The 26,961-nt window shown below is 72.6% G+C and carries 22 protein-coding genes; 14 read left to right on the forward strand and 8 right to left on the reverse strand.

Annotated features, from left to right (window positions below):
* The first annotated feature begins 25 nt into the window (after positions 1-25).
* From ACZ6S8_RS04830 to ACZ6S8_RS04855, 6 genes are all read left to right on the forward strand, one after another.
* Positions 26-1,135 carry a lipid II:glycine glycyltransferase FemX gene (locus tag ACZ6S8_RS04830; RefSeq protein ID WP_469452785.1) on the forward strand — a complete coding sequence of 370 codons (1,110 nt, stop codon included), beginning with the start codon at positions 26-28 and terminating at the stop codon, positions 1,133-1,135.
* A gap of 104 nt (positions 1,136-1,239) precedes the next feature.
* Positions 1,240-2,898 carry a murein biosynthesis integral membrane protein MurJ gene (gene murJ, locus ACZ6S8_RS04835; RefSeq protein WP_469452786.1) on the forward strand — a complete coding sequence of 553 codons (1,659 nt, stop codon included), beginning with the start codon at positions 1,240-1,242 and terminating at the stop codon, positions 2,896-2,898.
* 39 nt (positions 2,899-2,937) lie between these two features.
* A complete protein-coding gene (locus ACZ6S8_RS04840) occupies positions 2,938-3,621 on the forward strand; it encodes a response regulator (protein WP_469452494.1) in 684 nt (227 codons plus the stop codon).
* A 9-nt stretch (positions 3,622-3,630) separates the two neighbouring features.
* A complete protein-coding gene (locus ACZ6S8_RS04845) occupies positions 3,631-5,073 on the forward strand; it encodes an ATP-binding protein (RefSeq protein WP_469452495.1) in 1,443 nt (480 codons plus the stop codon).
* Complete coding sequence (locus ACZ6S8_RS04850; protein ID WP_469452497.1) at positions 5,070-5,588, forward strand: hypothetical protein; 519 nt, start codon at positions 5,070-5,072, stop codon at positions 5,586-5,588. Before ACZ6S8_RS04845 ends, ACZ6S8_RS04850 begins: the two co-directional genes overlap by 4 nt.
* 202 nt (positions 5,589-5,790) lie before the next feature.
* The gene (locus ACZ6S8_RS04855; protein ID WP_469452498.1) at positions 5,791-7,095 is read left to right on the forward strand and encodes a cytochrome P450; all 1,305 of its coding nucleotides are present in this window, start codon (positions 5,791-5,793) and stop codon (positions 7,093-7,095) included.
* On the opposite strand, the gene ACZ6S8_RS04860 is transcribed toward ACZ6S8_RS04855, so the two are convergent.
* A complete protein-coding gene (locus tag ACZ6S8_RS04860; protein ID WP_469452499.1) occupies positions 7,055-7,780 on the reverse strand; it encodes a hypothetical protein in 726 nt (241 codons plus the stop codon). The genes ACZ6S8_RS04855 and ACZ6S8_RS04860 overlap by 41 nt on opposite strands.
* 111 nt (positions 7,781-7,891) lie before the next feature.
* On the opposite strand from ACZ6S8_RS04860, the gene ggt reads away from it, so the two are divergent.
* Positions 7,892-9,697, forward strand: a complete 1,806-nt coding sequence (gene ggt, locus ACZ6S8_RS04865) for a gamma-glutamyltransferase (protein ID WP_469452501.1) — start codon at positions 7,892-7,894, stop codon at positions 9,695-9,697.
* A gap of 33 nt (positions 9,698-9,730) precedes the next feature.
* On the opposite strand, the gene map is transcribed toward ggt, so the two are convergent.
* On the reverse strand, positions 9,731-10,498 hold the full coding sequence (gene map / locus ACZ6S8_RS04870; RefSeq protein ID WP_469452502.1) for a type I methionyl aminopeptidase: 768 nt from the start codon (positions 10,496-10,498) through the stop codon (positions 9,731-9,733).
* Between the two features lie 64 nt (positions 10,499-10,562).
* Here map and ACZ6S8_RS04875 point away from each other — a divergent pair, with 64 nt between their 5' ends.
* The 7 genes from ACZ6S8_RS04875 (at position 10,563) to ACZ6S8_RS04905 (ending at position 17,731) form a co-directional block, all read left to right on the forward strand.
* Entirely contained in the window at positions 10,563-10,820 is a 258-nt protein-coding gene (locus tag ACZ6S8_RS04875; protein WP_469452504.1) for a helix-turn-helix domain-containing protein, read from the forward strand.
* Between the two features lie 122 nt (positions 10,821-10,942).
* Positions 10,943-11,323 carry a PPOX class F420-dependent oxidoreductase gene (locus ACZ6S8_RS04880; RefSeq protein ID WP_469452505.1) on the forward strand — a complete coding sequence of 127 codons (381 nt, stop codon included), beginning with the start codon at positions 10,943-10,945 and terminating at the stop codon, positions 11,321-11,323.
* Between the two features lie 45 nt (positions 11,324-11,368).
* Positions 11,369-12,946, forward strand: a complete 1,578-nt coding sequence (locus ACZ6S8_RS04885) for a hypothetical protein (protein WP_469452506.1) — start codon at positions 11,369-11,371, stop codon at positions 12,944-12,946.
* A 206-nt stretch (positions 12,947-13,152) separates the two neighbouring features.
* Positions 13,153-13,995, forward strand: a complete 843-nt coding sequence (locus ACZ6S8_RS04890) for a nitrilase-related carbon-nitrogen hydrolase (protein ID WP_267720720.1) — start codon at positions 13,153-13,155, stop codon at positions 13,993-13,995.
* Entirely contained in the window at positions 13,992-15,287 is a 1,296-nt protein-coding gene (locus tag ACZ6S8_RS04895; protein WP_469452508.1) for an aspartate aminotransferase family protein, read from the forward strand. The genes ACZ6S8_RS04890 and ACZ6S8_RS04895 overlap by 4 nt, the downstream gene beginning before the upstream one ends.
* A gap of 10 nt (positions 15,288-15,297) precedes the next feature.
* On the forward strand, positions 15,298-16,698 hold the full coding sequence (hydA, locus tag ACZ6S8_RS04900) for a dihydropyrimidinase (RefSeq protein WP_469452509.1): 1,401 nt from the start codon (positions 15,298-15,300) through the stop codon (positions 16,696-16,698).
* A gap of 19 nt (positions 16,699-16,717) precedes the next feature.
* Positions 16,718-17,731, forward strand: coding sequence for a TIGR03842 family LLM class F420-dependent oxidoreductase (locus ACZ6S8_RS04905; protein ID WP_469452511.1), 1,014 nt, complete (start codon positions 16,718-16,720; stop codon positions 17,729-17,731).
* A 288-nt stretch (positions 17,732-18,019) separates the two neighbouring features.
* Here ACZ6S8_RS04905 and ACZ6S8_RS04910 read toward each other — a convergent pair whose 3' ends face one another.
* The 6 genes from ACZ6S8_RS04910 to ACZ6S8_RS04935 form a co-directional block, all read right to left on the reverse strand.
* On the reverse strand, positions 18,020-18,526 hold the full coding sequence (locus ACZ6S8_RS04910; RefSeq protein WP_469452512.1) for a hypothetical protein: 507 nt from the start codon (positions 18,524-18,526) through the stop codon (positions 18,020-18,022).
* 107 nt (positions 18,527-18,633) lie between these two features.
* Positions 18,634-18,984, reverse strand: coding sequence for a NucA/NucB deoxyribonuclease domain-containing protein (locus ACZ6S8_RS04915; protein ID WP_469452513.1), 351 nt, complete (start codon positions 18,982-18,984; stop codon positions 18,634-18,636).
* A complete protein-coding gene (locus ACZ6S8_RS04920) occupies positions 18,945-19,814 on the reverse strand; it encodes a hypothetical protein (protein ID WP_469452515.1) in 870 nt (289 codons plus the stop codon). Before ACZ6S8_RS04920 ends, ACZ6S8_RS04915 begins: the two co-directional genes overlap by 40 nt.
* A gap of 948 nt (positions 19,815-20,762) precedes the next feature.
* Positions 20,763-23,252 (reverse strand): glycoside hydrolase family 3 C-terminal domain-containing protein, encoded by a 2,490-nt coding sequence (locus ACZ6S8_RS04925; RefSeq protein ID WP_469452516.1) that lies wholly within the window; start codon positions 23,250-23,252, stop codon positions 20,763-20,765.
* A 178-nt stretch (positions 23,253-23,430) separates the two neighbouring features.
* Positions 23,431-24,516, reverse strand: coding sequence for a DUF1996 domain-containing protein (locus tag ACZ6S8_RS04930; RefSeq protein WP_469452518.1), 1,086 nt, complete (start codon positions 24,514-24,516; stop codon positions 23,431-23,433).
* A gap of 178 nt (positions 24,517-24,694) precedes the next feature.
* Positions 24,695-26,875, reverse strand: a complete 2,181-nt coding sequence (locus ACZ6S8_RS04935) for a discoidin domain-containing protein (RefSeq protein ID WP_469452520.1) — start codon at positions 26,873-26,875, stop codon at positions 24,695-24,697.
* Positions 26,876-26,961: the final 86 nt, after the last annotated feature.

Here is a 26,961-nt window from a genome sequence, read left to right on the forward strand (position 1 = left end):
GGCGGTCCGGGACGGAGAACCCGAGGTGTGCACGCTGTCCGTCGCCGAATACCAGGGCTTCCTCTCCCGGAACCGGCAGGCCAGTTTCCTCCAGTACCCCTCCTGGGCGCGGGTGAAGGACCTTTGGCGATCGGAAAGGGTCGGATGGCACTACCCGAACGGTGAGGTCGAGGGGGCCGCACTGGTCCTCTACCGTCAATTCCCCGGCACCCGGAAATACTTCGCCTACCTTCCCGAGGGTCCCGTCGCCGACTGGTCGGACCCGCGCGTGGACCGCTGGCTCGCCCCGCTCCTGCGCCACCTCAGGGCGGCCGGCGCCTTCGCCGTCCGCATCGGCCCCACCCCCGCCTACCGCAGCTGGGACGCGGCCGCCGTCAAGTCCGGTACCGGGCCCGGCCGGCAGCTGTCCGACCTGCTCGCCACCGAGGTCGACCCGGTCGGCGCGGCGCTCGCCGACCGGCTGCGCACCCGCGGCTGGAAGCGCTGCGGCGGCGAGGACGACGGCGACGCCCAGCCCCGCCACGTCTTCCGGGTGCCGCTCGCGGGCCGCACCCGGGACGACCTGTGGGCGGGCCTGAACCAGGAGTGGCGGCGCAACGTGCGCAAGGCGCGGAAGGCGGGCGTGCAGACCGTCCTCGGCACCGCGGCCGACCTGCCCGAGTTCTACCGGCTGCTGCGGATCACCGAGGAGCGCGACGGCTTCCGCCTCGGCCGCTCCCTCTCCTACTACGAGCAGCAGTACGCTGCCCTCAACGCCGAGGAGCCCGGCCGCATGCGGCTCTACCTCGGCGTCCACCAGGGCGAGGTCCTCGCCGCCCACACGATGATCGTGACCGGCGGCCGGGTCTGGTACCAGACCGGCGCCTCCGCCGACCACCGCCGCGAGGTCCGCCCCAGCAACGCCCTCCAGTGGCGGATGATGTGCGACGCCCAGGACCTCGGCGCCGACGAGTACGACATGCGCGGGGTACCCTCCACCCTTGACCCCGACGAACGTTCTTTCGGGCTGCTGCGCTGGAAGCTCGGCACCGGCGGAAAGGTAGTCGAGACGCTCGGAGAGTGGGAGACCCCGATGGACGGATACGCCAACGCGGCGCTCCACAAAGCCTTCCAGGCGTACCTGGCCCGCCGGTGAGGAACGGCTCCACGGCCGCCCCCGCGGCCCAGCCCGAACCCGCCGCCGCAGCGGCGTCCGCGTCCGTGGCCGAGTCGGTGCCGGTGCCCGCGGCCGTGCCCGTCCTGCCCGCGCCCGATGCGGCCGGGGCGGGGGCCGCCCCCGCTCCCGCCAAGGCCTCCGTGCTGCGCAGCGGTGCGCTCATGGCGGCCGGGTCGATCGTCTCCCGCGCCACCGGGTTCGTCCGCTCCGCCGTCGTCGTCGCGGCCCTCGGCACCGGCCTGCTCGGCGACGGATACGCGGTCGCCAACACGGTGCCGAACATCATCTACATGCTCCTCGTCGGCGGCGCCCTGAACGCCGTCTTCGTCCCCGAACTGGTCCGCGCCGCCAAGGAGCACCGCGACGGCGGCGCCGCCTACACCGACCGGCTGCTGACCGCCTGCACCGCGGCCCTCGTCCTGCTCACCGCGGCCGCCGTCCTCGCCGCCCCGCAGATCGTCGCCGCGTACACCGGCTACGACGGCGCCCAGGCGAGCACGACGGTGGCCCTCGCCCGGTACTGCCTGCCGCAGATCCTCTTCTACGGGCTCTTCACACTGCTCGGCCAGGTGCTGAACGCCCGCGGCCGGTTCGGCGCGATGATGTGGACCCCGGTCCTCAACAACCTCGTCATCATCGGCGTCTTCGGGCTCTTCCTGTACGTCTCCCACGGCTCGGCGAACGGACTCACCGCCGACGAGACCCGGCTGCTCGGCCTCGGCACCACCGCCGGCATCGTGATCCAGGCCCTCGCCCTGGTCCCGTCGCTGCGCGCCGCCCGCTTCCGCTGGCGTCCCCGCTTCGACTGGCGCGGCAGCGGCCTCGGCCGGCCGCTGCGCAACGCCGGCTGGCTGGTCATGCTCGTCCTCACCAACCAGATCGCCTACTGGGTCGTCACCCGCCTGTCCACCACCACCGGGGCGCGGGCCGTGGAGGCCGGGCTGGCCGGGGGCGCAGGCTACACCGCCTACAGCAACGCCTACCAGCTGTGGATCGTCCCCCAGGGCATCATCACCGTCTCCCTCGTCACCGCGCTGATGCCCCGGATGAGCACCGCCGCCGCGGACGGCGACCTCGCCGCCGTCCGCAGGGACGTGTCGTACGCCCTGCGTTCCAGCGCCGCCCTCGTCGTGCCCGCCGCCGCCCTCTTCGCGGCCCTCGCCCCCTGGGTGATGGGCAGCGTCTTCGAGTACGGCCGCACCGGCGGCGCCGACATCGAGGTCATGGCGGGGATCCTCGTCGCCTTCGCGCCCGGCCTGGTCGCCTTCTCCGCGCAGTACGTCCTGTCCCGCGGGTTCTACGCCCTCTCCGACACCCGGACCCCGTTCTTCCTGAACCTGGTCGTCGCCGGACTGAACGCCGCGCTGTCGGCGTCCGCGTACTTCCTGCTGCCCCCGCGCTGGGCGGTCACCGGCATGGCCGCCGCCTCCTCCGTGGCCTTCGCGGCGGGGGCCGCCGTCACCGCGCGCACCCTCGCCCGCCGCCTCGGTCCGCGCACCGGCACCCGTACCGCGCGCCGCGCGAGCGCCGTACGGACCCACCTGCGGCTCCTGGCCGCCTGCCTCCCGGCGGCCGCCGCCGCGCACGCGGCCGCCCGCGCCGCCGACCGGTTCGGCGACTTCGCCGCGGTGGGGGCGGGAACCGCCGTGCTGGCGCTCGTCGTCGTCCTACTCGCCCGGCCGCTGCGCCTGACGGAGATCACCGACCTGCTGGACTCCCTGCGGCGCAAGACCGGCCGTTAGCGGGAGGAAGGCCATGAACCACCTTGGGATACTGAGCGGATGCCACGCGTACTGCTGATCGAGGACGACCCCTCCGTACGGGAGGGCGTGGGCCTCGGCCTGCGCCGCCGCGGCCACGAGGTGAGCGCCGCCGAGACCGGCGAGGAGGGGCTCGCCCTGATGGGGGCCTTCCACCCCGAGCTCGTCCTGCTCGACCTGATGCTGCCCGGGATGAACGGCGTCCAGGTCTGCCGCCGGATCCGCGAGACCAGCGAGGTCCCGATCATCATGCTGACCGCGCGCGGAGACGACTTCGACATCGTCATCGGCCTGGAGGCCGGCGCCGACGACTACATCGTCAAACCCGCCCGCACCGAGGTCATCGAGGCCCGCGTACGGGCCGTGCTCCGCCGCCTCAGCGACCCGGTCGGAGTGCGGCCCGAGGTCGAGCAGCACGGCGAACTGGCCGTCGACCGCGCCGGCCTCACCGTCGCCAAGAACGGCGAGCGGGTCCCCCTGGCCCCCAGCGAGCTCAAGCTCCTGCTGCACCTGTCGGCCTCGCCCGAGCAGGTCTTCTCCCGGCAGCAGCTCCTGGAGTACGTGTGGGACCACAGCTACCACGCCGACGCCCGGCTCGTGGACGCCTGCGTCCGCCGCCTGCGCCACAAGGTGGAGGACCCCGACGCCGCGCCCCGCTACATACAGACCGTGCGGGGCTTCGGCTACCGCTTCGGCCCGCTCTAGGCGGCCCGCGTGCGACGCACAGCCCCGCTGGGCCTGCGGACCCGGCTGATCGCGGCCTTCCTGCTGGTCGCCGCGATCAGCGCGGTCGGCACGGCCGCCCTCACCTACCAGAAGGCGCGCAACGCGATCCTCACGCAGAGCCAGGACACGGCCGTCAGCACCCTGCGCGACCAGATCGACTCCCGGGCCTTCCGGGTCCCCATGGACCAGGACACCCTCCAGGCCGTCGTCACCGACCTCGCCAAGCGCGGCAAACCGCACCCGTGGGGGATCTTCGCCGAGTACGGGGACCTGTACGCCGTCTCCAACACCACGTCGGTCACCTCCGACGTGGTCACCGCACAGCTCCGCCGGCAGGTCGGCGCCACCCCGCACGCCGCGTTCCAGCGGATCGAGGAGAACGGGGCGCCGTACCTCACCATCGCCATGCCGGCCGTCTTCACCCACAAGGGGCTGCGCGAGCCCACCGGCCTGGTCTTCTACGCGGTGATGCCGCTGACCACCGAGCGGGAGACCGTCGACGCCATGGTCGACGCCGCGAAGCAGGGCGCGATCCCCGGCCTCGCCATCGCCGTCGTCCCCGCGCTGCTCGCCGCGCGCGGCGTGCTGCGCCCGGTGCGCGACATGCGCCGGGCCGCCGAGCGCCTCGGCCGGGGCCGCCTCGACACCCGGATCGAGGTCAGGGGCTCCGACGAGCTCGCCGGCCTGGCCCGCACCTTCAACGAGACCGCCCGCGCCCTGGAGGAGTCGGTGAGCGAACTGCGGGAGGCCGAGGTCAGGGCGCGCCGCTTCGCCTCCGACGTCTCGCACGAGCTGCGCACCCCGCTCGCCGGGATGCTCGCCGTCACCGAGGTCCTCGACGAGGGCGCCGAACACCTGGACGCCGACACCGCGAAGGCGCTGCGGCTGGTCAGCGCGGAGACCGGCAAGCTGGCCGTCCTGGTCGAGGACCTGATGGAGATCTCCCGCTTCGACGCCCGCGCCGCCGAACTGAACCTCGACGACGTGGACATCGCGGTCGCCGTCACCAAGACCCTGGAACGCCGCCACTGGGACGACGCGCGGGTCACCACCGCGCTGCCGGCCGGGGTCCGTGCGCGTCTGGACCCGCGCCGCTTCGACGTGGTCCTCGCCAACCTCGTCGGCAACGCCCTGAAGCACGGCGGCGCGCCGGTCTCGGTCACCGTCACCACCCGGCCGCGGCCGGGTGGCACGCGGCTGCTGGTCGAGGTGGCCGACAGCGGACCCGGCATCGCCCCCGAGGTGCTGCCGCGGATCTTCGACCGGTTCTTCAAGGCCGACTCCGCCCGCACCCGCTCCGCGGGCAGCGGCCTCGGCCTCGCCATCTCCCTGGAGAACGCCCGTCTGCACGGCGGCACCCTGCGCGCCGACAACGGCCCCGACCGGGGCGCCGTGTTCACCCTCGACCTGCCCTTGGAGGCCGGGGCATGACCGGGATCCCGCACGCGGCGCGCGCCGCGGCCGCCCTGCTCGGACCGCTGCTCGTGCTGGCCGGGTGCGGCATCAAGCCCACCGGGGTGATCGAGAGCGGAGCGGCCGCCAACGTGGTCATCAACTCGCCCGAGCGCGCCGGCGTCGTCTACTTCGTCACGCCGGACGACAAGCTCGTCCCGTCGCCGCAGGTCGACTCCCCGCCGGCCTCCGCGCTCGGTACCGTGCTGCGGCTGCTGTACGGGCCGGGCCCGCAGGAGCGGGCCGCGGGTCTCGGCACCCGGCTGCCGGTCCTGGACGGCAAGGACGCCGGGGCCGTCAGCGTCGCGTTCACCTCCCGCGACTCCGTGGAGGTCCGGGTCCCGTTCCCGGCCGCGGACCTCCCCGAACTCGCGATGCGCCAGCTGGTCTGCACGGTGGTCTCCGTCGCGAGGAGCGAGACGTCCGTGGTGACGGTGTCCCTGATGAGTCCGGGCGCCGTCGTCTTCGCCTCGCGCTGCGACGTCGGGCGCTGAGCGCGCCGACCGCTGGGCGCGCCGACCGCTGGGCGCGCCGACCGCTGGGCGCTGAGCGCGCCGACCGCTGAGCGCGCCGGCTGCCGAACACGCCTACCGCCGGCCACACCCACCGCCGAACACGCCTGCCTCCGGACGCCCCGGCCGCCGAACACGCCGCCGCCCCCTTGCGGGCGGCGGCCGCCCACGCCACGGTGGCCCCATGGACCACGAGGCTCCCGACGTCCCCGAGGCCGGCGGCGTCCCCGGCGTCCCCGACGTCTTCGATCCCCGGATCTACGCCGGGGGCGTCCCGCACGACCGCTACCGGCTGCTGCGCGACCACCACCCCGTGGCCTGGCAGCCGGAGCCGGAGATCGCGGGCTGGCCGGCCGGCCCCGGCTTCTGGGCCGTCACCCGGCACGCCGACGTCGTCCGTGTGCTGCGCGACCACCGGACGTACTCCTCCTGGCTGGGTGCCACCCAGATCCGCGATCCCGACCCCGCCGACCTGCCGTTCCTGCGCCGCACCATGCTCAACCAGGACCCCGGCAAGGACGCGGGGGAACACGGCCGGCTGCGCCGGCTCGTCTCCCGGGCCTTCACCCCCGCCCGGGTGGACGCCTTCGCGGTACGGGTCCGCGGCCGGGCCCGTACGCTGCTGCGCGCGGCCCGCGACGGGGCCGTGGACGGGAGCGCCGACCTGGTCCGCACCGTCACCGACGAGTACGCCCTGCTCAACCTCACCGACCTGCTGGGCGTGCCCGCCGCCGACCGGGGCCTGCTGCTGGACTGGACCGTGCGGGTCATCGGCTACCAGGACCCCGAGGACGCTCCCGCGCCCCTGCTCGGCGCCGACGGCAGGCCGCGCGACCCGCGCTCACCGGCCCTGCTCGGCGAGATGTTCGCGTACGCCCGCGAGCTGGCCGCGGACAAGCGCCGCCGGCCCGGCGACGACGTGATGACGAGCCTGGCCCTGGCCGGACTGGACCCGGCCGAGCTGGAGATGTTCTTCTTCCTGCTCACCGTCGCGGGCAACGACACCGTGCGCAGCGCCGCCCCCGGCGGACTGCTCGCCCTGGCCGGCGACCGCGACGCCTACCGGCGGCTCGCCGACGGCCTGGTCCCGGTGGACCGGGCCGTGGACGAACTCCTGCGCGTCCACCCGCCGGTGCTCAGCTTCCGCCGCACCGCCACCCGGGACACGGAACTCGCCGGCCGGCCGATCGCCGCCGGCGACAAGGTGGTGGTCTTCCACGCCTCGGCCAACCACGACGAGCGCGTCTTCGCGGACCCCGGACGGCTGGACCCGGGCCGTGCGCCCAACCCGCACGTCTCCTTCGGCGACGGCCCGCACGTCTGCCTGGGCGCCCACTTCGCCCGGCTCCAGCTGCGGATCCTGCACGAGGAATGGCGCGCCGCCGGACTCCCGGCGCCCGAACTGGCGGGAACACCGCGGCGGTTGGTGTCCAACTTCATCAACGGGATCACACGGCTGCCGCTGCGGGTGTCCGGGCCGCCCCGGTGACGTCCGCCACGAGTTCGGTCACGTCCGGCCCGTAGGCGTCGGAGTTGACGACCTTCAGCATGAGGCAGAAGGAACTGCCGCCGTGGGCGCGCGCGAGGTCCCGGTGGTGCTTCGCCAGGTAACGGGCCGCCGCCTGGTTGCTGTTGGCCGTCTGCCCCGACAGCAGGAACACCGGCCGGGAGCCCTGCCCGGTCGTCAGCCGGGCCAGCAGCACGTACTCGGACCGGCCCTTCTCCCAGCGGTACGTCTCCCCGCCGACGTGCAGGGCGCCCCGGTCGGGTCCGGCCTGCGTGGAGGTGTCGACGCGCACCCCCGGGAGCATGGAGTCGAGGTGCGCCGTCGTACGGGCGTTGGAGACGGGCCCGCCGACGCAGAACTCGGCCCGCTCGCCGAAGCCCTGGCGGGCGGCGTCGTGCGTGACGATCTGGACGTTCGCCCCGCAGTCCTTGATCAGCGCGGATATCTCCAGCAGGGCGAAGGCGTCGTTCCGGTGCAGCGACGAATCGGTGCCGCCCATCTGCCGGTTGACCACGAACAGGCAGTCCGACCCGGTGGGCAGTCCGAAGAAGGCCTGCTTGCGGCGCAGGGCGCGACGCCACAGGTAGGTCCGGGAGAACCAGCCGAACCCTCCGCTGATCGCGGTGGCCACCACCCCGAGCACGATGTTGCGCACGTCGTCGTCCATGCGGCGGATGGTAGCCCGGGGCGGGTGTTCCTGACGCGGGGGGTGCGGTGAAGTTAGAGTGCGCAGCCCAGGCCTGGACACGTCCTGACAGGCCGTCGACTGGAGGTACGGATGCGCCGCCCCGCCGCTCGTCAGTTAGCCCTCGTCGCCCTCGCCGGAGCCCTGGTGTCCATGGGCGCCGCGGCCCCGCCGTCCGCCGCCTCCGGGGGGACCCCGGCCAAGGTCCCGGTCGCCGCCGGCTACGGCGGGGCCGTCGCCAGCGTCGACGCGGAGGCCTCCGCCGTGGGCATCGCCGTCCTGCGCTCCGGCGGCAACGCCGTGGACGCGGCGGTCGCCACCGCGGCCGCACTCGGCGTCACCGAGCCCTACTCGGCGGGCATCGGCGGAGGCGGTTACTTCGTCCACTACGACGCGAAGTCCCGCCGGGTGCAGACGATCGACGGCCGCGAGACCGCCCCGGCGAGCGCCACCGCGGCGCTCTTCCAGGAGAACGGCGCTCCCATCCCGTTCGCCGAGGGCCAGACCAGCGGCCTCGGCATCGGCGTGCCCGGCACCCCCGCCACGTGGAAGAGCGCCCTGGACAGCTGGGGCAGCCGTCCGCTCGGCCAGCTCCTGCGGCCCGCGGAGAAGCTGGCGCGCGACGGCTTCACCGTGGACGCCACCTTCCGTGCCCAGACGGAGCTCAACCAGGACCGGTTCAAGGACTTCCCGGCCACCGCGAAGCTGTTCCTGCCCGGCGGCGCGCTGCCCGTGGTCGGCTCCACCTTCAAGAACCCCGACCTGGCCGCGACGTACGCCGAACTCGCCCGCAAGGGAACCGGCGCGCTCTACCGCGGCCCGATCGCCGAGGACATCGTCCGGGCCGTGCGCAAGCCCCCGGTGGACCCGGCCGCCACCCGGAACGTGCGCGCGGGCGACCTGACGGCCCGGGACCTGAAGGCGTACGCGACCAAGCGGCAGGCGCCGACGAAGGTGAGCTACCGGGGCCTGGACGTGTACGGCATGGCGCCGTCCTCCTCCGGCGGGACCACCGTCGGCGAGGCGCTGAACATCCTGGAGCGCACGGACCTCTCGAAGCTCTCGGAAAGCCAGTACCTGCACCGCTTCATCGAGGCCTCGCGGATCTCCTTCGCCGACCGCGGCCGCTGGGTCGGCGACCCGGCCGCCGAGGACGTACCCACCCGGGAACTGCTCTCGCAGCGGTTCGCCGACTCGCGCGGCTGCCTGATCAGGCCGGACCGTACGCTGACCAGCCCGCTGGCCCCCGGCGACCCGCGCAGGCCGGCGGCCTGCGGCGGTGGCGGGCAGGCGGCGCCGACCACCTACGAGGGGGAGAACACCACCCACCTGACGGTCGCCGACCGCTGGGGCAACGTGGTCTCCTACACGCTGACCATCGAGTCCACCGGGGGCAGCGCCATCACCGTCCCGGGCCGCGGTTTCCTGCTCAACAACGAGCTGACCGACTTCTCCTTCGCTCCGGCGGCCCCCGGCGTCCCGGACCCGAACCTGCCGGGCCCCGGCAAGCGGCCGCGCTCGTCCATGTCGCCGACCATCGTCCTGGAGGACGGCCGTCCCGTGCTCGCGGTGGGCTCGCCGGGCGGGGCCACCATCATCACCACCGTCCTGCAGACCCTGACCGGCCACCTCGACCGGGGTCTGCCGCTGGTGGACGCGATCGCCGCGCCGCGCGCCAGCCAGCGCAACCAGACCACCACCGAGCTGGAGCCGGGCCTGTGGAACAGCCCGCTCCGCGCGGAACTGGAGGCGATCGGCCAGGCGTTCCGGCAGAACCCGGAGATCGGCGCCGCCACCGGTGTCCAGCGCCTGCCGGACGGCCGCTGGCTGGCGGCCGCGGAGACCAGCCGGCGGGGCGGAGGCTCGGCGATGGTGGTCCACCCGCACGGGAGGCCGTAGCACCGCCGGGTACGCCGCGCGGGCGAGCCGGCCTCAGAGGGCGGTGAGGACCCTCGGGCCGTCGGCGGTGATCGCCACCGTGTGCTCCGCGTGCGCGGCGCGGCTGCCGTCGACGGTCCGCAGGGTCCAGCCGTCGCCGTCGCACGTGTAGTCGTCGACCCCGCCCGCGGTCAGCATCGGCTCGATGGCGAGCACCATGCCGGGGCGCAGCTTCATGCCGCGCCCCGGCGGGCCCTCGTTGGGCACGCCCGGGTCCTCGTGCATGGTGCGGCCGATGCCGTGGCCCCCGAAGCCGTCCGGGATGCCGTACCCGGCGGCGCGGCAGATGCTGCCGACGGCGTGGGCGATGTCCCCGATCCGGTTGCCGGGCACGGCGGCGGCGATGCCCGCCGCGAGGGCCGCCTCGGCGGTCGCGATCAGCCGCAGGTCGTCGGGGCGGGCCCGGCCGACGGTGAAGCTGATCGCCGAGTCCCCGCACCAGCCGCCGAGCTCCGCCCCGCAGTCGATGCTGACCAGGTCCCCGTCACGGAGCCGGTAGTCACCGGGGATGCCGTGCACGATCGCGTCGTTGACCGAGGCGCAGATCACCGCGGGGAAGGGCACGGGCGCGAAGCTCGGCCGGTAGCCGAGGAAGGGGGAGCTCGCGCCCGCCTCCCCGAGCACCCCGCGGGCCACCCGGTCCAGGTCGAGGAGGGAGACGCCGACGCGCGCGGCCTCCCGTACGGCCGTCAGGGCGTGGGCCACGACGCGGCCGGCGGCGCGCATCTCGTCGATCGACTTGTCTGTCTTCAGTTCCACCATGCCAATAACTATACCGGTATAACTGTAACGGGATAACTGTTGGGTCGGCGGGTAGGATGGGGGCATGGTCCGAACCCCCCTCACCCCCGAAGAGCGCGAGCGCGGCGAGCGTCTCGGCGCACTGCTGCGCGAGGCCCGCGGCACGCGCAGCATGGTCGAGATCGCGGCGGGCGCCGGCCTCTCGGCCGAGACCCTCCGCAAGATCGAGACCGGCCGGGCCCCCACTCCCGCCTTCTTCACCGTGGCCGCCCTCGCGGGCGTCCTCGGGCTCTCCCTCGACGAGGTCCTGCGCCGCAGCGCCCTGGTGCCCGTACCGGTCTAGGGGGTGTCGTCGCCGTACCCCCTGGATTCGCACCGGATTCGTACCGGATTCGTGCCGGATTCCTGCCGGACGAGTGCTCCGCACCGGGGTGCGCGCAGGGGGTGGCCGCCTAAGGTCGCGGTATGAACCTCGAAGAGCTCGGCCGGGCCCGCTACATCAGCCTCACGACCTTCCGCAAGGACGGCACCCCCGTCGCCACGCCCGTGTGGGCGGTGGTCGACGGCGGAGAGCTGTGCGTGTGGACGCGCACCGACACGTGGAAGGTCAAGCGGATCCGCAACAACGGCCGGGTCAAGGTCGCCCCCTGTGACGTGCGCGGACGCATCGTCGAAGGTGCCCCCGTCCTGGAGGGTGAGGCCCGGCTGCTGGACGACGCCGGAATGCGGCGGGTGCGGAAGATGATGTCGCGCAAGTACACCTGGCAGTTCTGGGCGGTGGACGTTCCCGCCACGGTGTGGCGCCGGGGGAAGCGGCCGCACACCGGGATCGCCGTCAAGCTTTGAGACTCCCGTAGCCCGCCCGTAACACGGGTGGGATCCAATGCGGGCATGGAGACCGCGACTGCACGTGTGATCGGGCAACTCGCCGAGTACGTACGAGAATTGACGCAGCGGCTGGATGCCGGGGCGGGCTGGTACGGGGAGTTCCTGCGCCGCGATCCGGAAGGCGTGCGGGCCTGCGTGGACGGGGCCGCGATCCCGCCGTGGGACGTGGTGGAGTCGCTGCTGCGGGACCTGGCCGGTGTCCGCGGCGAGGAGGCGGCGGCCCGCGAGACCGTATACGCGGGCCGGCTGCGGGCGGCGGCCGTCGCGGCCTGGGACCGGCTGCCCGGCGGGGCGGAGGAACTGCGGACCCTGCTGGCCGCCGCGTCCGGTCAGTGCGCCGACGCCGAGCGGGCGTTGCACGACCTGACCGGCCGGCTCGGCCGCGCCGCCGACCGGGCGGAGGCCGACGCGCTGGGCCGGGAGCTCTCCTGGACCCGGGACGACGCGGCCCGCGCGGCCTCCCGGTACGAGGATCTGCGCGACCGGCTCGCGGCCCTGCCCCCGGCGCCCCCGGCACCGTACGGCGACCCCCTGGCGGGGGTGCCGCGGCAGCGGGAAGCGGCGCCGGCCGGGGGAGCGGCCACCGGAGCCGCGGCTGTCGGAGCCCCCGCCGGAGCGGCCCGTGTCGGAGCACCGCCCGCCGCCGCACCGCCCGCCGCCGCGGAGCCGGTTGCGGCGGCTCCGCCGGTCGGGCGGGCCGAGGGGCGCTGGCTGCGGGGTGCGCGCACGTCCGGGGGAGCCCGGTACGCGGGTGCGGCGGCCTTCGAGGCCCCGGCCTTCACCCCGCCGCCCGGCCACCCCGACGCCCCCGCCACCGTGGCCGGTCCCGGCCGGCAGAGCGCTCCGGACCCGATGGCCGGTCCGGCCCCGGAGGCGCCGCCCGCCCCGCGGGGCGCCCGGTTCGGCCGGCCCGCCTCCGCACGCCGGGGGGCGGCGTCCGCCCCCGTACCGCCGTCCGCGCCGGCGGGCCCGACGGCGTCCGCCGCCCCGCCGACCGCCGCGCCGTACGGCCCCGACGGCCGTGCGCGGGGGTCGGTCGCGGACCCCGCCCCGGGCCGGTCCACGCGGGCCCTCGTCGGGGACCTGCTCGCGCTGCGCGCCCAGGGCCGTACCGGCGAGGCGCACGCCCTGCTCTGCGAAGCGGCCGCGTGGCCCGCCGACCGGCTGCCCGGGCTGGCCCTGGAGCTGGGCCGCGCCGGGCTCGCGGCGGACTGGGCCACCCTGCTGTGGGAGGCCGCCGCCTCGCTGCCGCCCGAGCGGCTCGCCGAGCTCGCCGCCGCCCTGGGCGGGGCAGGGCGCGAGGCCGACCGCGACCGGCTGCTGCGCCAGGGGGTGGCCCGGCCCGCCGCCGAGATCGCCGACGCCGCCCTCGCGCTCGACGCGGCCGGGCGGGGCCGGGAGGCCGAGGCACTGCTGGACGCGTTCGTACGGGTCCGTACGGCCGAGGAGGCCGCCGCCCTCGCGCGGCGCGCCCCGCAGTGGTTCGCCCCGCGCCTGCTCCGGGCCGCCGCGTCGCTGTCCGGGACCCGCCGCAGGGACCTGGCGCACGCGCTGCGGGTCGCCGGCATCGCCCCGGTGTAGCCGGCGCGTGCGGGCCGAGCGGCTCATATCGGCCGCCGGGTGACCGGAAACGACTGCGGCGCGACGTATCTTGATCGACTACTCCAACCGCGCACGGCGCTCTTGCCCCACGCTGTGGCGCGGCCTACGTTCTACTCCCTACGCACTGCGTCTACGTGCGTAGAGCCGTGGAAGTCGACGTCAGTTCCCGTCGCGAGGAGCAGCTCATGGCCCAAGTCGTCCGCGCCGCGCTGGTCCAGGCCACCTGGACCGGAGACACCGAGTCGATGATCGCCAAGCACGAGGCGCACGCCCGCCGGGCCGCGGCCCAGGGCGCGAAGATCATCGGATTTCAGGAGGTCTTCAACGCCCCCTACTTCTGTCAGGTCCAGGAGCCCGAGCACTACCGCTGGGCGGAGGCCGTCCCCGACGGCCCCACCGTCCGCCGCATGCAGGACCTCGCCCGCGAAACCGGCATGGTGATCGTGGTCCCGGTCTTCGAGCTGGAATCCGAGGGCTTCTACTACAACACCGCCGCCGTCATCGACGCCGACGGCAGCTACCTCGGCAAGTACCGCAAGCACCACATCCCCCAGGTCAAGGGCTTCTGGGAGAAGTACTACTTCCGCCCGGGCAACCTCGGCTGGCCCGTCTTCGACACGGCCGTCGGCCGGGTCGGGGTCTACATCTGCTACGACCGCCACTTCCCCGAGGGATGGCGGGCGCTGGGCCTGGCCGGAGCGCAGCTCGTCTTCAACCCGTCCGCCACCTCGCGCGGCCTCTCCGCGTACCTGTGGCAGCTGGAACAGCCCGCCTCCGCCGTCGCCAACGAGTACTTCATCGCCGCGATCAACCGCGTCGGCCAGGAGGAGTACGGCGACAACGACTTCTACGGCACCAGCTACTTCGTCGACCCGCGCGGCCAGTTCGTCGGCGAGCCCGCCAGCGACAAGGAGGAGGAACTCCTCGTCCGCGACCTCGACTTCGGCCTCATCGAAGAGGTCCGCACCCAGTGGGCGTTCTACCGCGACCGCCGCCCCGACGCCTACGGAGGGCTCGTACAGCCGTGACCAACCCGATCCCCCTGCACAGCCGCCACCGCACCGTCCTGCCCGACTGGCTCGCGCTCTACTACGACCGCCCCATCGAGCTCACCCACGGCGAGGGCCGCCACGTCTGGGACGCCGACGGCAACCGCTACCTCGACTTCTTCGGCGGCATCCTCACCACGATGACCGCCCACGCCCTGCCCGAGGTCACCAAGGCCGTCGCCGAGCAGGCCGGGAGGATCATCCACTCCTCCACCCTCTACCTCAACCGGCCGATGATCGAGCTGGCCGAGCGCATCACCGCCCTCTCCGGGATCCCCGATGCCCGGGTCTTCTTCACCACCTCGGGCACCGAGGCCAACGACACCGCCCTGCTGCTCGCCAGCACGTACCGCCGGTCCAACCAGATCCTGGCGATGCGCAACAGCTACCACGGCCGGTCGTTCTCCACCGTCTCCATCACCGGCAACCGCGGCTGGTCCCCGACCAGCCTCTCGCCGCTCCAGACGTACTACGTGCACGGCGCCGTCCGCAGTCGCGGCCCGTTCGCGGCCCTGCCGGACGCCGAGTTCACCGCGGCCGCCGTCGCCGACCTGGAAGACGTACTGGGCCAGGCGCGCGGGGGAGTGGCCGCGCTCATCGCCGAGCCCATCCAGGGCGTCGGCGGGTTCACCTCGCCGCCCGACGGCCTGTACGGGGCGTTCCGCGAGGTCCTCGACCGGCACGGGATCCTCTGGATCAGCGACGAGGTGCAGACCGGCTGGGGGCGTACGGGCGACCACTTCTGGGGCTGGCAGGCACACGCCCAGAACGGCCCGCCGGACATCCTCACCTTCGCCAAGGGCATCGGCAACGGCATGTCCATCGGCGGAGTCGTCGCCCGCGCCGAGGTGATGAACTGCCTCGACTCCAACTCCATCTCCACCTTCGGCGGCTCGCCGGTCACCATGGCGGCCGGCGTCGCCAACCTCGCGTACCTCCAGGAACACGACCTCCAGGGCAACGCCCGCCGCGTCGGCGGCCTGCTCCTGGAACGGCTGCGCGCCGTCGCCGCCGCCGTGCCCGCCGTGCGCGAGGTCCGCGGCCGGGGCCTCATGGCCGGCCTGGAGCTGACGAAGCCCGGCACCGACCAGGCCGACCCCGAAGCGGCCGCGGCGGTCCTGGAGGCTGCCCGCGAACGCGGCCTGCTGCTCGGCAAGGGCGGCGGGTACAACACCAGCGTGCTGCGCATCGCGCCGCCGCTCTCCCTCACCGTCGCCGAGGCGGAAGAGGGCGCGGACATCCTCGAACAGGCCTTGCGCAGCGTCCAGTAGGGGGACACCCATGAGCATCCGCACCCTGATCCGCGGCGGCCTGGTCGTCACCGCCTCCGACGAACTGCACGCGGACGTCCTCGTCGAGGACGGCCGCGTGGCGGCCCTGGCCGCGCACGCCTCGGCGGCCGCCGAGGCCTGGACGGCCGACCGCGTGATCGACGCGACCGGGAAGTACGTCATCCCGGGCGGCGTCGACGCCCACACCCACATGGAACTCCCCTTCGGCGGCACCGCGGCCTCGGACACCTTCGAGACCGGCACCCGGGCCGCAGCCTGGGGCGGCACCACCACCATCGTGGACTTCGCCGTGCAGACCCCGGGCCACGCCCTGCGCGAGGGCCTCGACACCTGGTACGCCAAGGCGGACGGCAACTGCGCGATCGACTACGCCTTCCACATGATCCTCTCGGACGTCAACGAGGGCACCCTGAAGGAGATGGACCACCTCGTCGGCGAGGGCGTCACCTCCTTCAAGCTGTTCATGGCCTATCCCGGGGTCTTCTACAGCGACGACGGCCAGATCCTGCGGGCCATGCAGCGCGGCGCCTCCAACGGCGGGCTGATCATGATGCACGCCGAGAACGGCATCGCCATCGACGTCCTCGTCGAACAGGCCCTGGCCCGCGGCGAGACCGACCCCCGCCACCACGGCGAGGTCCGCAGGGTGCTCCTCGAAGCCGAGGCCACCCACCGGGCGATCCAGCTGGCCCGGGTCGCGGGCGCACCGCTGTACGTGGTGCACGTCTCGGCGGAGGAAGCGGTCGCGGAACTGGCGGCGGCCCGCGACAAGGGCCTGCCGGTCTTCGGCGAAACCTGTCCGCAGTACCTCTTCCTGTCCACGGACAACCTGGAGGAGCCCGACTTCGAGGGAGCGAAGTACGTCTGCTCCACCCCACTGCGCCCGCGCGAGCACCAGGCGGCGCTGTGGCGGGGACTGCGGACGAACGACCTCCAGGTGGTCTCCACCGACCACTGCCCGTTCTGCTTCCGGGGCCAGAAGGAGCTGGGACGGGGGGACTTCTCGAAGATCCCCAACGGGCTGCCGGGGGTGGAGAACCGCATGGACCTCCTCCACCAGGCGGTCCTGGACGGGCACATCAGCCGCCGCCGCTGGATCGAGATCGCGTGTGCGACCCCGGCCCGGATGTTCGGCCTCTACCCGCAGAAGGGCACGATCGCGCCGGGCAGCGACGCCGACATCGTCCTCTACGATCCGCACGCCGAGCAGGTCATCTCCGCCGAGACGCACCACATGAACGTGGACTACTCGGCGTACGAGGGCAAGCGGATCACCGGACGCGTCGACACCGTGCTCTCCCGCGGGGAACTCGTCATCGACCGAGGCGAGTACACCGGGCGTGCCGGGCACGGTGCCTTCATCCCCCGCTCCACCTGTCAGTACCTGTAAGCCGGCAAGGAGCCGCCCCATGGACTTCGGCCTCGTCCTGCAAACCGATCCGCCCGCCTCGGCGGTCGTCAGCCTCATGAAGCGCGCCGAGCGCAACGGCTTCCGCTACGGCTGGACCTTCGACTCGGCGGTCCTGTGGCAGGAACCGTTCGTCATCTACAGCCAGATCCTGGCCAACACGCAGAAGCTGCACGTCGGCCCGATGGTCACCAACCCGGGCACCCGCACCTGGGAGGTCACCGCCTCCACCTTCGCCACCCTCAACGACATGTACGGCAACCGCACCGTCTGCGGCATCGGCCGCGGCGACTCGGCCATGCGGGTGGCCGGCCGGGCCCCCAACACCCTGGCCCGCCTCGGCGCGGCCATCGACGTCATCCGCGACCTCGCCGAGGGGCGCGAGGCGGAGGTGGACGGCAAGCCGCTGCGGATCCCGTGGATCAAGGACGGGAAGCTGCCCGTCTGGATGGCCGCGTACGGACCCAAGGCCCTCGCGCTCGCCGGACAGAAGGCCGACGGGTTCATCCTCCAGCTCGCCGACCCCTACCTCACCGAGTGGATGATCAAGTCCGTCCGGGAGGCGGCCGTTGAGGCCGGCCGGGACCCGGACGCGATCACGATCTGCGTGGCGGCGCCCGCGTACGTGACCGCGGACGACTCGCCGGAGGCGCTCGCGCACGCCCGGGACCAGTGCCGCTGGTTCGGCGGGATGGTCGGCAACCACGTCGCCGACCTGGTCTCCCGGTACGGGGAGCACTCCTCTATGGTCCCGGAGGAGCTGACCGAGTACGTCAAGTCCCGCCAGGGGTACGACTACAGCCACCACGGCCGCGCCGGGAACCCGTCCGCCGACTTCGTCCCGGACGAGATCGTCGACCGGTTCTGCCTGCTCGGCCCGGCCGAGGCGCACGTCGAGAAGCTGCGGACCCTGCGGGACCTGGGCGTCGACCAGTTCGCGGTGTACGACATGCACGACGCCCGGGAAGCGACGATCGACGCGTACGGCTCCGCCATCATCCCGTCGTTCGTCTGACTCTCGCGAGGGGCGCGGGGCCGACCAAGAGGTCGGCCCCGCAACAGGTTGCCGATGCCCCCGTGCGGACGCCCGAAGAGGAGTGTCGAGCAGGTTCCTCCGCACGGACTTCGAGTCGGCGGGTGTGAAACCAGACGATCGCCCGAGCGGGACCATCCCCGGGCGCGGGGAGCAGCGACCGGTGAGCCCGTCCCGGGAACTGGTCGGAGCCCGGGCGTAGGCTCAACGGCCGTGATGAGGAATGGTGGTGTCGCGCCCCTCTGAGAGAGGCCATCTTTTCGGCTCCCGTCACCCTTGAAGCAGCCGCCGCCGCCTGGCCTCTTCGTCGGAGTCAGGCAGAGCCGATGTGCTGGCAGGCGCCGGGGTCCCCCGCTCGGGAGCAGGCCGAAGGGACACCCTGTACGCCTCAGCGGATTCGAGGACAGAAGCATCTGGGTCCTGCTGTCGGCCGCGGGCCTTGACTTCCAGCTCGTACCATCCCGGGCCGGATGTCGACAGGATTGGAAGATCTGGATGCGGCCCGCTGATGACCGACTCGATCCGCAGGCTGCCGGTAGGGGACCAAACCGGCACCGTTGCCATCTCCTCCCATTGACCCGACACGTCTGGCGAGCCACCTGTGGACGCCTCTACCTGCACGTTGCCGGTATTGATCCCGGTGCGCACGATGGCCCCTGCCGACATGGGGGCGATCAAGCTCCCGGACCAGTCCGCGCTCTCGATGGGCACCTCTCCGCCGTCGAAGATTCCGAAGATGCCCTCGTTGATGAAGACTGGGGCCTGGTGGTACGTCATCACCGCTCCTCATGTCGTACGGCGCAGCTGCCGCCAGGCGAGGTAATCACCGGCTCGGTCGCCACGCAACGGCCACACCCCCGGGTGGGCTGGCGACAGAGTGCCATCTACTGGACGACCCCGTTGAAGGGGTCGTCCTGTAGGACGCGCTCGCGGCGGAAGAACTGTGTGTTGGTGCCGCCCTGAGAGTTGTTGTCCGCTACAGCGATCATGCAGACGCTGACGCCGAGAGGGTCTGTCCCCGCCGGAACGCCGGTGAACCCGCAGCCCGGGTGGGTTCGCCGTACGCCTCCGGCGTGCAGCCCCTGCTGCGAGGACGCAATCGGGTACTCGTCGCAGGACTTGCCGGGGATGCTCGGCGCGGACCCGCATGCCTTGTTGCGGTTGGAGTCGATGACGCTCTGGTCCTCGGTCCGGGTCAGCCGTGACGGCAGCCCGCTGGACTGGGCCTTGGACACGTGGTCGGCGAGCTCGGGAGTGGCAGTGCGGGTGTAGACGAGGTTGGATGCAGCCCACGGGATGACGCATCCGATGCCCGGCCGACGGTGGCGTTGTCGCAGCGGACCTCGTTCATCGAGTATTCGACGACGGCTGGGTCATAGCCGGCGTTGTTGAAAGTGAGGTACCACTGTGTCTTGCACTTGCTCTTCGTCGCGGGACCCGCGAGCGAGCTGTCGAAGAAGGACTCGCCGGTGTTCCAGCTGTTGACGGGCGAGAGGGGCTTGGCCGGGAAGGTGGCGCTGTTGCGAGTACAGGGACCTGAGAGCGTTGCCTGCCCGTCGATCGTCCCTTTCGTCGCGTCTCCCCAGCCGCTGTACATCGACGTGTCGATCTGGTGCGCGTAGCGTCCCTGACCGGTGTCGGTGTAGTTGTATTGCATCACGATGAGGTTGGCTTGCCCGGTCGTCGTCCGCTGGCCGTTGGTGACCCGGTAGGTGGTGTAGGTGACCGTCTGCCAGATGCAGGCCTGGGTGCGGGTGCCCCACACCTGGTTGTTGGCCTCGTCGCACCACTGCGGCGGCGTGACGCCGGCGGCGATACTGGGCGAACGCCGCAGCGCGCCATTGGACGGCTCGTCCTTGGTCGTGATCTCGACGCAGCTGTGGCGGCCCTCGGACGTGGGCGTCGAGCACGTGTCATGGCTAGTGGCCGCCAGCGACGCGGAGCTGCTCTCGGGCTTCGGTTCCGGCGTCCGGGCCGTGTCGCGGTCGGGTGTCAGCGGCCTGCTGATCGAGGCGCCGTGGATTGCAGCGTTGGCTTGGGCAGGGGTTGCTGCCATCGATCCCACGACGGCGGCGAGTGTGGCAGCGAGAGCGGTTGCAACTCGTAACACGGTTGCGCTGCTGGAGCATTGGCGCACTGCGTTGGTCCCTTCTGTGGTCGGAAGGGGTGACCGTAGCCCGGCAATACGGACGTGTGTGCGGTTAATTCGGTGCGTGAGATGTCAAGAGGGCCGTTCCGGCTCAGCGTGTCGCTGGGCTCACCAAGGGCCTTCTGTCAGGTCTGGAATCTTGCAGATCCTCCGCTTCCGCAGGGATCGGCGGATTCGCACTCGTTCGTGCGGGCTCCCGGACGGTGCCACCGTCGAACCCGCGTTCCGCCCGGGCGCTGGCGACCGGCATGAGCATTGGCGAAGATATGACGCTTGCCCCACGCAAGATGTCCGATCATCACGGTCGAGCGACGTGACTGGAGCAAGCCGCCCTCGGACCTGGAGGTTCACAATTGGGCGATAGCGCGCCGCGGACTGCCCAGAGCGGACAGGGGACCATCTCCGCGCGCACACGAAGTAGTAGGTGCGCCGACCGGACCATCCCCGTGTGGCATGCGCGAACAGGAGTGCGGAGCTACGGCCCGGGCCAGCACGTGACGAGGACCATCCACGCAAGCGGGGGTGCCCGCTCATGCCGTGGTCGCACGCGACAGCGGCATCTGCTCCCTGGCCGGGAGCCGGATACAGGGCACCGCTAAGGCGCAGCGAGCTGCGCCAGGAGCCGGGGCCATGGCGGAGCTGGCCGCAGCGGTCGACGACACTCTGCTCGGGCTATGCGAGGGCCTCACCAAGGTCTCGAACCAGACCTACACGGCCTACCGGCGGATGCTGAACTACGCCTGTCTTGTCCCCCCGAAGAGGGCCAAGCTGCTTGTATATCTGAAGGCCGACCCGGGGAAGGTCGACCTCGTGCCCGGCCCCACGGAGCCGGCCGGGAGGCCGGCCCCGGGGCGGGCGGGAGAGTCAGCTCGGCAGTGGCAGGGTCGGGCGGCGGCCACCCGTCCTCCCCGTCCTCGTGCCGCTCGCTCCCCGAAGGGGCAGGACGCCTCTCCACACCAGGTCGTCGGCCGAGCGGCCCACCATGATCTGGTAGGTCCCGGGTTCCGTGATCCAGGTCCCCTCGGCTTCGGACCAGTACCGCAGCGCGTGCGCCGGGACCTCCACGACGGCGGTCACCGAAGCGCCGGGTTCCGCGTGTGCCGCGGCGTAGCCGGCGAACCAGCGGACGGGCCGCTCGACGGCGGAGTCCGGGCGGGCGAGGTACACCTGCACGACCTCACGGCCGGGCCGGCCGCCCGTGTTGCGTACCCGGACGCGGACCGTGAACGGTGAGCCTTCCACCGCTTCGTCCGGGGCCTGGACCGTCTCGTACTCCCAGCTGGTGTAGCCGAGGCCGTGCCCGAACCAGTAGGCGGGTTTCCTGCCGGAGAGGAGCCAGCCCCGGTGTCCGATGTGGATGCCGTCGTCGTAGGCGAGCCGGCCGCCGACGGGCCGTGCGTGGGTGACGGGAGCGTCGGGCAGGGCGGCCGCCCAGGTGGTGGGGAGACGGCCGCCGGGCTCGGCGTCTCCGAACAGGACGTCGGCGAGCCCGGATCCGGCCTCCTGTCCGGGGAACCAGGTGAGCAGGACCGCACCCACCGCGTCGCGCCAGGGCAGTTCGACCGGTCCGCCGCTGTTGACCACGGCGACCGTCCGCCGGTTGACGGCAGCCACGGCGCGGACCAGCGCGTCCTGGTGTCCGCCCAGGGCCAGGTCGCCGCGGTCGTGGCCTTCGGTCTCGGTGTGCTCGGTGGTGCCGACGACCACGATCACGGCGTCCGCGTCACGGGCGGCCCGTACCGCTTCGGCGAGCGCGGCCGCCGCCTCCGGCTCCGGCGGAGCCGCCGCGACGATCGTGGCGCGCCCGGCTCCCGGGACCAGTTCACGCCGTGCCGTCAGGAGGACGGGCTCCGTCGTGTCCACGGCCGCCCGCACCGTGTGGAGGGGCGGGTTCACATGGACGACGGCCGGGTCGTCGGTGGTGCACGGGAACGCGCCGTCCCATACGGTCCGGCCGCCGAGAGCGAGACTCATGAGGCCGAAGCCGGCGATGCCGAAGGTCCATTCCCCCGTCGTCGGAGGGTGGATGAGCGCGCTGATCTCCACGGTCCGTGCGGACGGACCCACGGGCGGTTCGAGCTGTGTGCCCGACAGCCGGTGCTCCGCGTGGAGCTCCCGGCCCGCTTCGTCCAGCAGGCGCAGCAGCACGCCCGGCTCCCCCGACCGCGGGTCGCTGCACCAGCGGGTGCCGAGCGGCGCCGGGGGAACGCCCAGCCCCGGGCCCGGTACGTGCACCACCTCGGCCAGGCCGTCGAGCCGGGCGCGGATGCCTTCGAGGGGGGTGACCACGCGTGAGGGGAAGACGCCCGCGCTGCCGCCGCCCTGCACCCGGGGGGAGTCGGCGTGCGCGCCGACGACGGCGACCTTGGTCAAGGAGGACGGCGCGAGCGGGAGCACGCCGTGGTTGCTCAGCAGGACGGATCCCGCGGCCACGGTCCGGCGCAGCAGCGTCCGCGTCTCCTGCGCCCCGAACGCCGGGGTCCGCGGGACCCGGTTCGATCCGATTGCCCCCACGCGTCCGGCCAGCCGGAGCAGGCGCCGCACCTTCTCGTCGATGGCCTCCTCGGGGACCCGGCCGTCCTTCACGGCCTGGACGAGGGACTCCTCCCACGGGCCCTGCGGCCCCGGCATGGCCAGGTCGAGTGCGGCGAGCGCCGGTTCCACGGCCGCACGCAGGGCTCCCCAGTCGGAGACCACCACCCCGTCGAAGCCCCATTCGCCCTTGAGCGGTTCGGCGAGCAGTGGACTGGCGGTCATGGTGGTGCCGTTCACGCCGTTGTAGCCCGCCATCACCACCCACACGCCCGCTTCGACAGCGGCCTCGAACGGTGCCAGGTACACCTCGCGCAGCACCCGCTCGGAAGCGCGCACGTCCACGTGCATGCGCCCCGTCTCGGAGTCGTTGGCCACGAAGTGCTTGGCCGTGGCCGCTACCCCGGCCGCCTGGACGCCCCGGACCAGCGCCGCGCCCGTACGGCCCGTCAGCACGGGGTCCTCCGAGAAGCACTCGAAGTGCCGGCCGCCCAGGGGAGTCCGGTGCAGGTTGAGCGTGGGCGCCAGGAGCACGTCCACGCCCCTGCGGACCGCTTCGGAAGCGAGCAGACCCCCCAGCTCCTCGGCCAGACCCTCGTCCCACAGTGCGCCGATCGCGGAGGCGGAGGGAAGCAGCGCCGAGGTGCGCCGCTCGTCCCAGGCCTCTCCCCGCACTCCGGCGGGTCCGTCGGAGGTCACCATCTCGCGCAGTCCGACGGCCGGTTCGCCGGCCGTCCGCCACGTCGTGGCTCCGGACAGCAGCCTCACCTTCTGTACGAGGTCCAGCTTCTCCAGCAGTCGTTCGAGCATGTCCCCGCTCATCCCCACCCCATTCACCTGATCCGCTCCTCACCCGCGCGGGAGAGCGCTCTCCCAAGCTTTGGTCGGTGTCGCATCCAGCGTCAAGTCCCTTTGAGGTCCAATCCTTTGCCGGAAGAAAAGGCCCGGCCGCCCCGTCGTTCAGACGGGGCGGCCGGGCCGGTACGGAGGGCCGGCCGGGTCAGGGCAGCCGGTACTCCGAGTTCAGCACCGTGCCGCGTTCGGGGCGGTACAGGTCGAAGCCGCGCGGGTCGCACTGCAGGCCGCCGACGATGCAGTGGTCGACGAGGGCCTTGAGGGTGCGCTCCTCCCAGGCGTTGAAGAAGTCGTAGTGGAAGGAGTAGCCGCGTCCGCTGGCGAGGCGGACCTGGCTCATGTCGCCGTTGACCGGCCAGGCCATCTTGAACTCGATCATCGGCAGAGCGACCGGGTGGGAAGCCGGGCACATGTTGTCGTTGGTTCCGGGCTTGACGACCGTGTACGACATGTGGCTCTGGTGGTCGGGGGTGTCGAGGTACTTGCCGTCCCAGCAGCTGGGTGCCTGGAAGCGGAGGTTGAGCTGGACGTCCTGTCGGTTCGGGCAGCTCGCCGGGAAGTCGGTGTTGAAGAAGCTCTCGCCGCACTCCCAGCCCTCGACGAAGCCCTTGTGCGCGCGGAACTGCTGAGCGGTCTGCATCGGGTTGCCGACGACGAACCGCAGCCCCTTCGGGAAGGGGCGCACGCTGGTGTAGTCGGTGACGCCGGCCTTGTAGTAGATCACCTGCGGTCCGACGGGCAGGATCTTCTGGTCACCCTTGTACAGCGAGGGCATCCAGTACGCGGAGGCGTCGGCGGGGGCCTTGCAGGCGGTCGCGCCTCCGTAGAGCGAAGCGGTGGTGCTGTTCGCGTTGGTGGAGGTGTTGCCCATGAACGTGTGGTCGTGGGACCTGCCGGGCTGGCCCGGGTAGACGATCGGGTCGTCCGGCGCGGTGTGCGTGGCCGAGCAGCTCGCCTGGAACTCGTGGTGGTAGGCGGGCGGCGGCGTCCGGTCGGACGGCGTGACGCCGGTGACCTGCGGGACCGCCGGGATGTACCCGTCCCCGTCGGCGTCGTCACCCGACGCCTGGAGGGAGGCGGCCATGGTGTGCCCGCTGTGTGACGCGGCGGACGAGGAGGGGGCCGAACTGCCGGGATCCGCAGCGTTGGCGATCGCGCCGACGCCCAGGAGGCTGGCGACGAGTGCGGCGGCGACGAGGAGCGCGGAGAGCCGTTTGGGACTTTCGATCATGGAAGTCTCCTGCCGTTCTTGTGGCGGTGGTGTGGGGCAGCCGTTCGGGTGGCGGGTGGCGGGAAGCGGCTCGTTTCCCGCCACCCGTTCTCCGGCCGCCGCCGGGCGGCCGGAGAGTCATGGGGTGGCAGCCCCTCAAGGGCGGGCGGAACCGGTCGGGGTCGCGCCCGTCACGAGGTCAGCTGTAGACGCCGAGCTCGTGCAGGGAGTAGCCCCAGCCGGTGCCGCGCGCGGTCAGGTTCAGCCGCACGTGGCGGGCGGTCGCCGACAGGCTGATCGTGTCGATGTCACCGTTGCCGGTCGTGGTGGTGTGGACGGTGCGCCAGTTGGCGCCGTCGTCGGAGAGCTGCACCTCGTAGGACCTGGCGTAGGCGGGGTCCCACACCAGCTGCAGCGTGCGGATCGCCTTGGAGGCTCCGAGGTCGACGCTGATCCACTGCGGGTCGCTCCAGTCGCTGGCCCAGCGGGTAGCGGTGTTGCCGTCGGTGGCGTTGCCGGCGGGGCAGGGGCAGTCGCCGTAGGAGGCCTGCGCGGAGGAAGCCGTGGCGGGCCTGTTCAGGGCGATGTTGGTGCCGCTCACGGGCGGCGCGACGACCTTGACGGACTTGGTCTCGATGCCCGCGTTGCCGCGGCCGTCCTCGGCCTGGACGTACACCTTCCAGACGCCGAGCTTCTCCGGCGCGGTGACCGCGAACGTCCCGTTGCCCGTCGCGCGCCACTGCGCCTCGACCAGGCGCTTGTCGCCGTTCGCGTAGTTGCCGCTGAGGAAGATCTTGTAGGTCAGCGGGTCGTTCTGCGGGTCGCTGACGTTGGCGCGGACGGTGAACTCGCCGCCGGCCGGCGCGTTGGAGGCCTTGTCGACGACCATGTTGGCAATGACCGGCGGGGTGTTGTCGCCCGCGGTCGACCCGGTGTAGGCCTTCTTCACCGCGTAGTACGAGAGCCGCTTGAGACCGTCGGGCAGCAGGTTGAACCAGATGCCGCCGAAGTCGTGCTCGGTGCCGTAGTGGAACATCGTGGCGCCCAGGGCGACGCCCTGGTGGCCGGTGATGCAGTTCCAGGCGGTGGTGTACCCCTCGGCGGTCTGGACGTCGGTCTTCTGGTCGGGGATGCCGTTGGCGTCGTTCGGCACCTCCCACTCTCCGGCCGGGCCCGTCTCGGTGATGATGTAGGGCTTGTTGTAGCCGCCGTCCACCCAGTCCTGCCTGACCCCGCAGATGTCTCCGTAGGAGTTCATCGAATACAGGTCGAGGTCCGGGGCGTTGCGCTTGTAGTACGGCCACGCTCCCGTCCAGGCGTCGGTCGAGGTGACCGGGTGGTCCGGGTCGATGGTGTGGATCTTCTTGGCCACGTCGTTGACGAACGAGGTGTAGGCGTTGCGCTGCGCCTCCAGCTCGGTGCCGCCGTAGCAGTTCTGCAGGCCGAGGACGGATTCGTTGCCGACGTTCCACATGAGCGTGGCCGGGTGCGACTTGTAGGTGTCCACCCACTTCGCGAACTCGGTCAGCATGGTGCTCTTGTACGCGGTGTCGGTCACGTAGTTGACGCAGCCGCCGGAGCCGGGGCCGCCGCCGGGCTGCAGCCAGAACCCGTTGATCACCCGTACGCCGTTCGCCGCGGCCGTGTCGAGCAGGGGCTTGCTCGACGCGTCGGTGCCCCAGGTGCGGATGGTGTTGACGCCCATGGACTTCACGTCGGGCATGTACTTCGGGGCGTCCGCGAAGGACGGACCCCACGTCAGGCCCTTGACGGTGTAGGGCTGTCCGCCGACGGTCAGCTGCCAGTTGCCCTGGGAACCCGACACGCGCACCGCGCCCCCGGTCGGGGGTTCGACCGAGGTGGCGCCGTAGACCTGGAACTCCCAGAGGGAGTAGCCGTAGCCGCCGGAGCGGACCAGGCCGTTCATCCGTACGTAGCGGCCGCTGCCGGATACGGCGATCTCGTCGGTGCCGCCGTCGCTGCCGGTGACGGCTTTGGCGGTGCGCCAGTTCGTCCCGTCGTCCGAGACCTGGATCTCGTAGTTCTTGCCGAAGGCGCCCTCCCACGTGAGGACGACACGGCTGAGGTTGCGGCTCGCGCCGAGGTCGACCTGGATCCATTCGGCGTCGCGCCACTGGCTGGCCCAGCGGGTGCCGGTGAGGTTCCCGTCGAACGCGGCGGCCGCGGAATAGGCCTCGCCCTCGCTCGAAGAGGCGGTGGCCGTCTTCCCCTGGGAGAGCAGCGTTTCGGCGGCGCCCGCGGTGGGGGCGGTGGCCAGGGTGAGCGACGACGCGAAGAGCGCGCCCAGGGTGACGAGGGCGGCCGCGCCGCGCGTGCGGCGGCGGGGTGGGGTGCCGGTGGAGGGGGGATGGGGGAACATTGCGGCTCCTGGTGTCAAGGGCGGTGGGGATTGACCAGCTCTCCCGTGGGGCGCCGCGCCCGCGCGACGGCGCTCCGTGTGTCATC

Source organism: Streptomyces sp. NPDC048461, assembly GCF_055587105.1.

Bases quoted from the DNA above. Each gene is read 5' to 3' on its own strand.
- ACZ6S8_RS04840 (WP_469452494.1), top strand. From the start codon at position 2,938: ATGCCACGCGTACTGCTGATCGAGGACGACCCCTCCGTACGGGAGGGC.
- ACZ6S8_RS04850 (WP_469452497.1), top strand. From the start codon at position 5,070: ATGACCGGGATCCCGCACGCGGCGCGCGCCGCGGCCGCCCTGCTCGGA.
- ACZ6S8_RS04855 (WP_469452498.1), top strand. From the start codon at position 5,791: ATGGACCACGAGGCTCCCGACGTCCCCGAGGCCGGCGGCGTCCCCGGC.
- ACZ6S8_RS04860 (WP_469452499.1), bottom strand. From the start codon at position 7,780: ATGGACGACGACGTGCGCAACATCGTGCTCGGGGTGGTGGCCACCGCG.
- ggt (WP_469452501.1), top strand. From the start codon at position 7,892: ATGCGCCGCCCCGCCGCTCGTCAGTTAGCCCTCGTCGCCCTCGCCGGA.
- map (WP_469452502.1), bottom strand. From the start codon at position 10,498: ATGGTGGAACTGAAGACAGACAAGTCGATCGACGAGATGCGCGCCGCC.
- ACZ6S8_RS04875 (WP_469452504.1), top strand. From the start codon at position 10,563: ATGGTCCGAACCCCCCTCACCCCCGAAGAGCGCGAGCGCGGCGAGCGT.
- ACZ6S8_RS04880 (WP_469452505.1), top strand. From the start codon at position 10,943: ATGAACCTCGAAGAGCTCGGCCGGGCCCGCTACATCAGCCTCACGACC.
- ACZ6S8_RS04885 (WP_469452506.1), top strand. From the start codon at position 11,369: ATGGAGACCGCGACTGCACGTGTGATCGGGCAACTCGCCGAGTACGTA.
- ACZ6S8_RS04890 (WP_267720720.1), top strand. From the start codon at position 13,153: ATGGCCCAAGTCGTCCGCGCCGCGCTGGTCCAGGCCACCTGGACCGGA.
- hydA (WP_469452509.1), top strand. From the start codon at position 15,298: ATGAGCATCCGCACCCTGATCCGCGGCGGCCTGGTCGTCACCGCCTCC.
- ACZ6S8_RS04905 (WP_469452511.1), top strand. From the start codon at position 16,718: ATGGACTTCGGCCTCGTCCTGCAAACCGATCCGCCCGCCTCGGCGGTC.
- ACZ6S8_RS04910 (WP_469452512.1), bottom strand. From the start codon at position 18,526: ATGACGTACCACCAGGCCCCAGTCTTCATCAACGAGGGCATCTTCGGA.
- ACZ6S8_RS04925 (WP_469452516.1), bottom strand. From the start codon at position 23,252: ATGAGCGGGGACATGCTCGAACGACTGCTGGAGAAGCTGGACCTCGTA.
- ACZ6S8_RS04930 (WP_469452518.1), bottom strand. From the start codon at position 24,516: ATGATCGAAAGTCCCAAACGGCTCTCCGCGCTCCTCGTCGCCGCCGCA.
- ACZ6S8_RS04935 (WP_469452520.1), bottom strand. From the start codon at position 26,875: ATGTTCCCCCATCCCCCCTCCACCGGCACCCCACCCCGCCGCCGCACG.